The 9,182-nt window shown below is 62.5% G+C and carries 8 protein-coding genes; 4 read left to right on the top strand and 4 right to left on the bottom strand.

Going from position 1 to position 9,182, the window contains the following annotated elements:
- Positions 1–170 precede the first annotated feature (170 nt).
- Complete coding sequence (locus ACJH7A_RS29385; protein WP_406803219.1) at positions 171–833, bottom strand: NrtR DNA-binding winged helix domain-containing protein; 663 nt, start codon at positions 831–833, stop codon at positions 171–173.
- An 87-nt stretch (positions 834–920) separates the two neighbouring features.
- Between ACJH7A_RS29385 and ACJH7A_RS29390 the strand changes: the two genes are divergently transcribed.
- From ACJH7A_RS29390 to ACJH7A_RS29400, 3 genes are read left to right on the top strand one after another with little or no spacing between them, the layout of a single operon-like run.
- Positions 921–2,372: an ADP-ribosylglycohydrolase family protein gene (locus ACJH7A_RS29390; protein WP_406803220.1), complete on the top strand. Its 1,452-nt coding sequence runs from the start codon at positions 921–923 to the stop codon at positions 2,370–2,372.
- Complete coding sequence (locus tag ACJH7A_RS29395; RefSeq protein ID WP_406803221.1) at positions 2,369–3,079, top strand: hypothetical protein; 711 nt, start codon at positions 2,369–2,371, stop codon at positions 3,077–3,079. Before ACJH7A_RS29390 ends, ACJH7A_RS29395 begins: the two co-directional genes overlap by 4 nt.
- 26 nt (positions 3,080–3,105) lie before the next feature.
- Complete coding sequence (locus tag ACJH7A_RS29400) at positions 3,106–4,686, top strand: SIR2 family protein (protein ID WP_406803222.1); 1,581 nt, start codon at positions 3,106–3,108, stop codon at positions 4,684–4,686.
- Here the strand turns inward: ACJH7A_RS29400 and ACJH7A_RS29405 are convergent.
- The 3 genes from ACJH7A_RS29405 to ACJH7A_RS29415 are packed head-to-tail and all read right to left on the bottom strand — an operon-like array spanning position 4,683 to position 7,019.
- Positions 4,683–5,633, bottom strand: a complete 951-nt coding sequence (locus ACJH7A_RS29405) for a metallophosphoesterase (protein ID WP_406803223.1) — start codon at positions 5,631–5,633, stop codon at positions 4,683–4,685. The genes ACJH7A_RS29400 and ACJH7A_RS29405 overlap by 4 nt on opposite strands.
- A gap of 40 nt (positions 5,634–5,673) precedes the next feature.
- The gene (locus tag ACJH7A_RS29410) at positions 5,674–6,660 is read right to left on the bottom strand and encodes a ribonuclease H family protein (protein WP_406803224.1); all 987 of its coding nucleotides are present in this window, start codon (positions 6,658–6,660) and stop codon (positions 5,674–5,676) included.
- Positions 6,657–7,019, bottom strand: a complete 363-nt coding sequence (locus ACJH7A_RS29415; protein WP_406803225.1) for a DUF732 domain-containing protein — start codon at positions 7,017–7,019, stop codon at positions 6,657–6,659. Before ACJH7A_RS29415 ends, ACJH7A_RS29410 begins: the two co-directional genes overlap by 4 nt.
- Before the next feature lie 262 nt (positions 7,020–7,281).
- On the opposite strand from ACJH7A_RS29415, the gene ACJH7A_RS29420 reads away from it, so the two are divergent.
- The gene (locus tag ACJH7A_RS29420; protein ID WP_406803226.1) at positions 7,282–9,066 is read left to right on the top strand and encodes a hypothetical protein; all 1,785 of its coding nucleotides are present in this window, start codon (positions 7,282–7,284) and stop codon (positions 9,064–9,066) included.
- Positions 9,067–9,182: the final 116 nt, after the last annotated feature.

Raw genomic sequence — 9,182 nt, forward strand, 5'->3', positions numbered from 1 at the left:
CCGCTACCTACCGCCAATGGTTAAACACCCAGCTCAACCACGCCGCTTGACTATTAACAGAAATAGGAGCATCAAGTAGCGCAGACCGGCCAGACGCCTACGTGCCGGACGGAGCCGGTCCGAGTCATCGGGCATGGCGTCTGATGGATGGACGACCGGGCCGGAACTGGTCACCCAACAGCGACGTGGCGGCGGCGGAAAAGCTCCGCGGGCCGACCTCGGCCCCCTGCACTTAGCTGATCGGTACCAACGACCAGACTCTCCATCGCCCGACGGAAGTTGTCCGCCTGCAGCCGTTTTCCGGAGATCACCTCGTGAACGTGTCGCAATTCCCGCAGGGTGAATGTGTCACCAAGTAGTCGGTCTGGGTCCGCGTTGTCGCGGTAGCGAGACCGCAGTTCGGCAACTGCTCGCGCGACGATGTCGTCGTGCCCGTACAAGCGATCGGTAGGCGCGGCCGGGACCAGACGTGTGCATCCCGGAGTCCGATCGGCGAGTTGCTCGAGTTGCACGACGGCGATGTGCGCGACAGACAGCACCCAGCCGCGATCGTCGCGACCGGGATCATCGAACACGTGGAGCTGTCGCGGTCGCAATCCGTGGACGTTGGCCTTATCGACGAGTGACCGTTCCACCGCTGCGGCGAGCGTCTCTCGTTCGTGCAGGAACGTCCCCGGCAACACCCAGTGCTCACCATCTGGCCGTAGCACTTCCAACACCACAAGTCCCAGATCAGGATCCAGCGTGAGTACGGCCGCATCGACGGCAACCGACGGCCGCGGGTAGTCCTCGAGGCTCTTCCCGCTGGGGTCTACGTACTTTCGGCGGCTCATGTCGGTGCCTTAGCGTAGCGTGAGAAATAATTAGCGCGATATCGCGTTAAATGTGATTACATAGTCGCACCGCCCGAGGAGGACGCCATGGCATCACTGAACGACCGCATCGAAGGGGTGCTGCTGGGCACCGCCGTCGGCGACGCACTAGGCGCGCCCTATGAATTCCAGCCACCCCGCGGGCCCGAGCTTGCTGTCGTAATGCAAGGCGGTGGCCCGTGGGAGCCTGGCGAGTGGACCGATGACACCGCGATGGCGGTCGCGATCGCCGAGATCGCAGCCGCGGGAACCGATCTGCGCGAGAAACATGCGCAAGACATTCTGGTCAAACGGTGGTACGGCTGGTCGCTGACTTCGAAAGATGTCGGTATCCAGACACGTAACGTGCTGTCTAACGCCAACAGGGCCGGCGGGGTCACCGCCGAGCACTGCCGCGCGGCATCTCGTGCGCTGCACGAACGGACCGGCCGCACCGCCGGTAACGGCTCGCTGATGCGCACGGCACCGGTCGCACTGGCTTACCTCGACGATGAAGACGCGATGGCCGAGGCCGCCAGGGCGATCAGCGAACTGACCCATTTCGATCCCGAAGCCGGTGACGCAGTGGTGTTGTGGTGCAGCGCAATTCGGCACGCCGTACTCACCGGATTGCTGAATGTCCGGGTGGGCATGCAACACATCCCGGCTGAACGTCAGAGTCTATGGCACCAACGACTCGATGCCGCCGAAGCCGGGCGCCCGGCCGACTTCCCCCACAACGGATGGGTCGTCTCCGCGTTGCAGGCGGCATGGTGCGCAATCGCGACCACCCCTGTCCCCCAGGATGATCCGGTGACCGGAACATACCGCGCGGAACACCTCCGACTCGCATTGGACGCAGCGGTTCGGGCCGGGTTCGACACCGACACGGTGGCAGCGATTGCAGGAGGCCTACTGGGTGCCTCTTACGGCGCTTCGGCGGTGCCGGTCCAGTGGCGCACACTGCTGCACGGCTGGCCCGGTATTCGGGCTCACGAACTTGTTGCGTTGGCCGGTGCCATCGCCCGCAAGGGCGGAGCGGATCGGTTCGACGGCTACGCGGGCCAGCGGTTCGGTGTGTTGGCGCCGCACCCGTACGACGCGCAGTTGTTGTTGGGTGACATCGGAGCGCTGCGGTCCCTGCCGGACGGCGTCGACGCGGTCGTGTCGATGTGCCGGATCCTACCGACCGACGTACGCCGGGATATGCCGCACGCCGAGGTGCGGCTCATCGACATCCCGACTGCCGACGAGAATCCGAATCTCGATTTCGTTCTGACGGAAGCCGTCGAGGCCATCCAGTCATTTCGGGCACAGGGCCGCACCGTGCTGCTGCACTGCGTCGGGGCTTACAGCCGAACACCGACCGTCGGCGCGCTGTACGGCGCGCGCCTGCGGGACGTCAGCTCCGATGAGGCGCTGGCAGACGTGCTCGAAGTCTTGCCCGGCGCGAATCCCAATCACGTATTCCGTAAAGCGTTGCAGCGCTTGATTCCCAGCAGACGAGAGGAAAAACAGTGAATGACACGCCTTTGACGTGGAACGGGGTGTTGAACCCCGAGTTGATCCACCACGACGTTGTCGCCGCGTCTCATCAGCTGGCGGATGCCGCGAAGGCCGGTGATTGGGCGGTCGTTTTTCGGCTACTCGACCGTAAGACCGATCTGTTGGGCATCAACTGGTGGCGTCCGGGCGGCACCGCCTGGTTCACCGTCCTGCACCAGGCCGCCTGGCATGGAGCCCCCGTGGACGTCGCCGCCGATCTGATCCGACGCGGCGCCCTGCGCACGATCGTCGATTCGCGCGATCGCACACCTTATGACGTGCTCATGAGCAGTGAAGGAAATGGCGCCAAAGGTTCTGTCCTGCAGCGGACTCACCGCGCATTGGCAGAATGCCTGGCTCCCCCGCCGACTCGGTTGACGTCGCGAGCAATCAGCGCCCTCGATCAGCACCTCGGCGAAGTCATCGACGGGAGGATCCGAGGCAGGTTGTACGACGGCCGCGATCCACGTGAGCTGCTCCGCTACCCGAGTACGGCCATGCTGCACGAGGCACCCCATCAGCAGCTGTGGTTCCCCGTACCCGGGTTCTACGGAGGATTTCTCATCACGCTCCACGGCGACACACTGGACGTCCGGAGCTGGTGCCGCGTCGTCGAAGGTTCAGAGCAGACGCACTTGGTCACCGAACACGGTGCGACGTTGGTCGATGGTCGCGACGACTGACTCGGATGATCGCTACTGTCAGCCCCATGGGTGGCCACCTCTTCATCATCAACGGGGACCTGACGAAGGTCGCGTGCGACGCGTTGTTGATCCCGACGGACACCGAGCACAAGGTCGAAGATCATTGGCGTGGCTTCCTCGAGTCTCGCAGGTACACCAAACCTGGTCCGTGGGAGCTCGGAGACGTCTTCCCGTCAGTCTCAGACACGACGCCGCACATTTGGCTCGGCAACATCGGTCAATCCACCAACGGCGCTGATTTCGAGGCATTCGCTCCCACGGTCGAAGCGTTCATCAGCCAAGCGAAGGCACAGCTGGAGACAGTCGACGATGACGAACGCATCTACGCTTGGCCCAAGCTGCGTCTGGCGGTGAACGTCGTCGGATCGGGCGCCGGCGGCGGTGTGGGAATGAAGGGAAACCTCACCCTCGGCCTCGTGCAGACGTTGACCGAACTGGCAACGACGCACGACGTCGACATCGTGTTGGTCACGTGGGGCGAGAAGGCTTACGCCGCAGCACAACGCGCGCGTCGGCAAGTGATCGGAGCGGACGAGACTGCGGCTTGGAAGTTCCATGCTCGAGCCAACCCCAAACTGCTTCGCGAAGCGCATGCCCTTGCCGACGAGGCACGAAAGAGCCAACTGGTGCTGTTCATCGGCGCCGGCGTCAGCGCCGGCGTGGGCCTGCCGACATGGGCTGGATTGCTTCGCGAAGTCGCCGAGAAGGCAGGCTTTGATCTGACTCAGATCCGACTACTTGCCAAACAAGACGTCCGAGACCAGGCCACCCTCATCGACCGCCGGATGCGAGAGTCCAACGGTGGACCCACCGAAGGACGCAGCCACTTCAAGGCCGATGTCGCTGCAAAACTGTCTGCCACACAACCATATTCGCTTGCCCACGGCCTGCTGGCTTCGCTCCCCAGCAAGGAGGCGGTCACTACCAACTTCGATGTGCTGTTCGAGCAGGCGTGCAAGATCGCCGACGCAGACATCGCTGTACTGCCCGAGAATCCCCGTACCACCGACGGCCGGTGGCTCCTGAAGCTTCACGGCAGCGTGGATGATCCGGAGCGGATGGTGCTGACCCGTTCCGACTATCTTGAGATGCCCCGTCGGTACGGTGCGCTGATGGGCTTGGTGCAAGGCCTCCTGATGCTCCGGAAGATGGTGTTCATCGGCTACTCCTTGAGCGACGAGGACTTTCACGAGCTGGTCGACGAAGTGCGTGCCGCCCGGGCAGGAGCCACCGAAATCGTCAGGGGCACCGTGCTTTCCCTCGCTGAGGACCCACTCCACGAACAGCTGTGGGGTACCGACGTCGACGTGGTGCCGATGATCGTCGAAGAACTGAAGAATGGCGATCCAGCGGAAACCGCCCTCGCCGCAAGAGAACTCGACCTCTTCCTCGACCTGGTCGGGTACTTGTCGACGACGTCGGCGTCGTTCTTCCTCGATGACACCTACAGCGATCTGGCCGCTGGCGAAAAAGAGCTCCGCGATTCCTTGCTCAAGCTGCAAGCGTCTATGCAGACCTGCGAAACAGGACCGGTCGCAGAACTGGTCGACCAGTTCCTCAAGAGCTTGGGCGCGACCGACATCTAGTCCAGTCCGCCAACTTGCAGATAATTCTCCACCCGCACAGTCGATTCGCCCGACCACCGGTACGCGGTCAGAGCGCCACCCTTGACCGCACTGAAGTCCACACAGGCCGTTCGGTCGGTCCAATCGAGGCCGTGCACCGGCGTATCCGTCCGCCAGTAGTGGCCGTACACGACCGGCACATCGCCTCGGTAGACATGGTCATCATTGGCAACTGACAGCGCCGGCAGCTCGGGATACGGCGTTCCGTCGGGTGTGGTGAAAGTGCTTGTCATCTCGGCCAACTCGTTCAACGTCGAGCCGGTGCTCCACCACCGCAGCCGCGCCCGTTCGCGGCTGTGACCGTCCTTGTCCAGATACGGCAGCTGGCCATGGTCGGTCAGGCTCAGCTCCGGTCCTTTGATGACCGTCTCGATCGCTTCGTACAGCGGATGCCCCTTGGCCGATGCGGCTGCGAACTGCGCATCGTCCCCAAAGACATTCGAACCCAATTCCTGCTCAACAACTTTCATCGATGGCTCATGCCAGCAAGCATGCACAATGCGCACTCCCCCGAGGTCCAGCCACAGCGGAATGGTGCGGAACCAGTCCAGGTAGTACCGCTGCTGCTCAGCACTCAGCTGTTCCAGGAAGGCCCGGTGCTGATGGGCGTTCTTGTCCGAGTGCCGGCGTAGGTAGTCACCCTCGGCATGAGGAATGCTGTAACAGATCGCGTTGAACTCGTGGTTGCCCATGGTGATCTGGGCACTGCCTGCGTCGACCATTGCCTTGACCGTTTCCAGGACGCGCAGCTGCTGTGGGCCGCGGTCGACCAGGTCACCCACGAACACCGCTTGACGGCTCGGATGCCGGAACGCGCCGTCGATGTGGCGATAGCCCATGGCATCGAGCAACGACTCCAGCGGATCGGCACAGCCGTGGATATCGCCGATGATGTCGTAGCCGGTCACAGCCTGATCATCGCACCTCGTCCGTGCAGACGGCCCACCATCAGGGTTTCCCTGACTGGTCAGCCCGCCGGTATGCCGCCGCGAAGCCCTTGGCGATCCCTGCAGCACGGCGGCGGTACTCGTCATCGTTCAAATCTCGATCACCTCGTCGATAGCGTGACGCCAGGCGTGCCAGCGCATCAGCGCCCTCGTTCAAGGGCTCTCCGCAATGGCCGGGTACCCACCGCAGCGTGATCCGGCTCCGTTCGGCGTGAATCCGACGTTGCATCGCGATCAAGCTCCGATCGGACGTGGGCCCCGCCGCCGGATATTCCGCAGGGAGGACGAAATCTCCACATTTCCAGCGATTCACCATCGCCACCGCGGATCGGCTGTCAGACAACACCGTCAGACGATGCCGCGGAAGACCGCACACCGCATTACCGATCGCGCACAGCTCGGCCACCAGCACGGGGTTGGTGCCCACTCGCTTGGATGAGACAGCGAACGCCGCGAGGCCGTGCTCGCCGGAGGACGCCAGCCAAGCGAAGCCGGCGTGCCGGCACCGTATCGAGCCGTCGGTAGCGACGGTGATGGGACCACGGTCCACGGGAAGTGGCGGCAAGGACAGACGGGCACGCTCCAACTGCTCTGCCGCGGTTGTAATGAGTGCTCGGTCTTCCCGAGTTGGACGCTCGATCCACCAATCCGTTGTGGCAGTGAAGATCTTGGCAGCGTAATGCCACAGCGGGCTTCCGCTACCAACGCAGGGAACGAACCGGATGCGCCGGTGCTCGGGACGCCCGGCGCAGATTTCATCGATTGCGTTGAGCACCGCGACCTCGACGTTCGGTGCTGCAACGACACCTGACCATGATCCCTGTGCACTGACTGCGGCGTAGCAGTAGCCCAGGTGCGATTCCGCCACATCGATAACGATCGACTCAACCGGCCGTGGCTGCGCGAACACGAGGTCGACGCGTCGGGGCCGCGGACGCGGCAGCGGAGTCGCGTATTCGCACCGCGAATCGAGGCGATCGACCGTCATGCCGGCACACCTTTGCTGCCCGCAGTCTGGTTCAGGAAGGCATCGATCACGGGCTGCGTGTCCGGGCACATATCGTCGACAGCGGCGACGATGATGGTCGCGGCCTCGTAGCGCTCGTAGCCCGCGCGTCCGAGGAAAGCCATCGCCCCGGGTACGCCTCCACCGGAACGCAGGATTCGGCAGGTCATCTTGCCTGCGTCGATCACCCCGGAGACCGACGAGTAGTACACGCCGTTGTTGTCCAGGTACACGACGAAGTCGTACTGGTCGGCGTGTGCCGGTGCCGGTACCAAGAGCCCGGCGAGCGCCATGGCGCCCGCCGCGAGTACGACGCGAGCACAGTTCAAGTAGATGGTCATCGGGCTCTCCGTCCTTCTGAAGAAACGCCCGCTTCTTGCGAGCCCTACAGACTGACAGGCACCACCGACAATTTCGGTTCGCTCCGCCGAAGGCTGCCGGCATTCAACACGCCACGCAGGCGGTGAGTCGACCTTGGTCTGATCAAACGTGGGCGACCCAGGATCGACACGTTTGACGTTCCTTTGTCGGCACCCTGATGCATACTCGACCGGCGACGCACACTCACAGGAAGCGTCCAGATTCGAAGGGGTCCACGGGGCGATGAAGGTAGTTTTCCTACACGGCATTGGCGACGGCGACCCAAAGCTGCAGTGGCTCGACGGCCTCAATCGAGGTCTAGCTCAAGCAGGACATCCGCTCCTTGATCGCAACCAAGTAATTGCGCCCCGATACACCTCCTACCTGAAGACCGAAGGCCGCGGGGGCAAGTTGCCGCCGATCACCTACAAGCCTCCGAAGGATGAAGCCACAGCCCGCCGCGAATTCGAGCGACGCCAGGCCAATGTCCAGCGCCTCCTGCACTGGTACAGGGACGTGCGAGCATTCGGCTTCAATCTCATCCCCGATGGAATTTGGGATACCGCGCCAGGCAAGGTTTTTACCAGCCTGCCGGCCTTAGATCTCGATCAAGTGCGCAATTACGTTCAAGACGACAAGGTGCGCGCCGACGTTATGAATCACATCCTTGATTTCCTACCGGCGTATGGCGATATCATCCTTATCGCGCACAGCCTCGGTTCAGTCATTGCAATCGATCTGCTCGACCACCTGCCACCGGACTTGAAGGTTCGGCGTTTCGTGACCATCGGTAGCCCGGCGAATATTCGCGCACTCCATGAAGGCAGTGAACGACTACTCAAAAGATTCCCTTATGCGCGCGTTGACGATTGGTCGAACTTCCTCAACGTCCGTGACATAGTCACCGGCGGGCGCGGCTTAGCTAGTACTTTTCCGGGTGCGCAAGACTTCGTCCTTAATGGGATCAGCGGGCACGACGCCAGCACATACCTTGGCGACCCGGCGGTTGTAAGTGTTATCGCAGCGTCGTTGTATCCGGCCAGAGACGTGGTCAGGGCTAGTTCCGATATAGCGATCCGAATGAGTGATGCCGAAGCATCTACACTTCTCCTTCAACATTTTGCGGAAGCCGTCGCGCGCAGTATCAAGGACGTTGAGCGGGCCGAAAGATACCGAGCGACGCTGAAACTGCTGCGCGATGATCTGGCGGCCGAGCTCGCTCAGCGCGTGGCGAACGGACAACTGCTAGCGCCTGAAATGCTCGAACTGAGCAATGGCGCACTCCCGCGGCTTCCCCACCGATGGGAGATCCACGAAGCTATAGGTGAGCTAGTGGTTCTCGCACTTACGAACTGCGTCACCCCGTATGAAATCGACCCGGGATCGGCCCCGCGAACAGCGCTCGAGGACATAGCAGTCGAACTTGGGTTCCAACGGCAGATCGGGAAGACGGTCGCCAAGGCAATCGATGAAGTCCAATCCTGCATCAGCGAGAGAGGCGGCGTTCCCTGGGGACGCGTTCTGACAGCGGCTGCCGGCGTTGCCCTGCTGGCTGCTGGCCCGGTCGGTTTGGCTGTCGCAGCACCTGCTGGCGCATTTGGCGCCGCTGCCATCACGGGCGGTTTGGCCGCATTCGGCCCCGGAGGAATGGTTGGTGGGCTTGCGATGCTCGGAGGCTTGGCGGGTACCGGCGCAGCCGCCGCGGCAGCTGCGGCAGTCGGCGGATCACCAACCGAAACCGCCGCACCTAACCTGGAAAAGCTGATGATGCGCGTAGCCGCGGAATACGCACGCAAACTGCTCGACCTCCCGCATGACACGTCGCTGTGGTACCAACTGACAGACTTCGAGTGCCAAGTATCGGCAGTCCTTAACCGCCTCAAAGCATTCAACGACCCCAAGTCCTCCAAACTCGTACACCTGGTAGCGACACAAGTTGCAGTGAATGGGTTGCTGCGGTTCATGATTGAGAAAAATCTGTCGCCCACTGCGCTCACTGATGGTGAACCGAAAGCAATTGCTGAATGACAAGGGACAGTTGGCCAATTCGGTCACTGCGCCCAAACCGGCTCTTCGCAGTTGAGGGTGTAGAGGTGGTCGGCGCGTCGTTGCCTAGGTAGGGGTCGAGGTCTTCCGATGATGAA

The organism is Mycobacterium sp. SMC-17, from assembly GCF_045310915.1.
GTDB lineage: Bacteria > Actinomycetota > Actinomycetes > Mycobacteriales > Mycobacteriaceae > Mycobacterium.

What these genes read in the sequence shown, in the direction of transcription:
- ACJH7A_RS29415 (WP_406803225.1), bottom strand. Translation starts at nt 7,019, where the DNA reads ATGACCATCTACTTGAACTGTGCTCGCGTCGTACTCGCGGCGGGCGCC.
- ACJH7A_RS29410 (WP_406803224.1), bottom strand. Translation starts at nt 6,660, where the DNA reads ATGACGGTCGATCGCCTCGATTCGCGGTGCGAATACGCGACTCCGCTG.
- ACJH7A_RS29390 (WP_406803220.1), top strand. Translation starts at nt 921, where the DNA reads ATGGCATCACTGAACGACCGCATCGAAGGGGTGCTGCTGGGCACCGCC.
- ACJH7A_RS29400 (WP_406803222.1), top strand. Translation starts at nt 3,106, where the DNA reads ATGGGTGGCCACCTCTTCATCATCAACGGGGACCTGACGAAGGTCGCG.
- ACJH7A_RS29420 (WP_406803226.1), top strand. Translation starts at nt 7,282, where the DNA reads ATGAAGGTAGTTTTCCTACACGGCATTGGCGACGGCGACCCAAAGCTG.
- ACJH7A_RS29385 (WP_406803219.1), bottom strand. Translation starts at nt 833, where the DNA reads ATGAGCCGCCGAAAGTACGTAGACCCCAGCGGGAAGAGCCTCGAGGAC.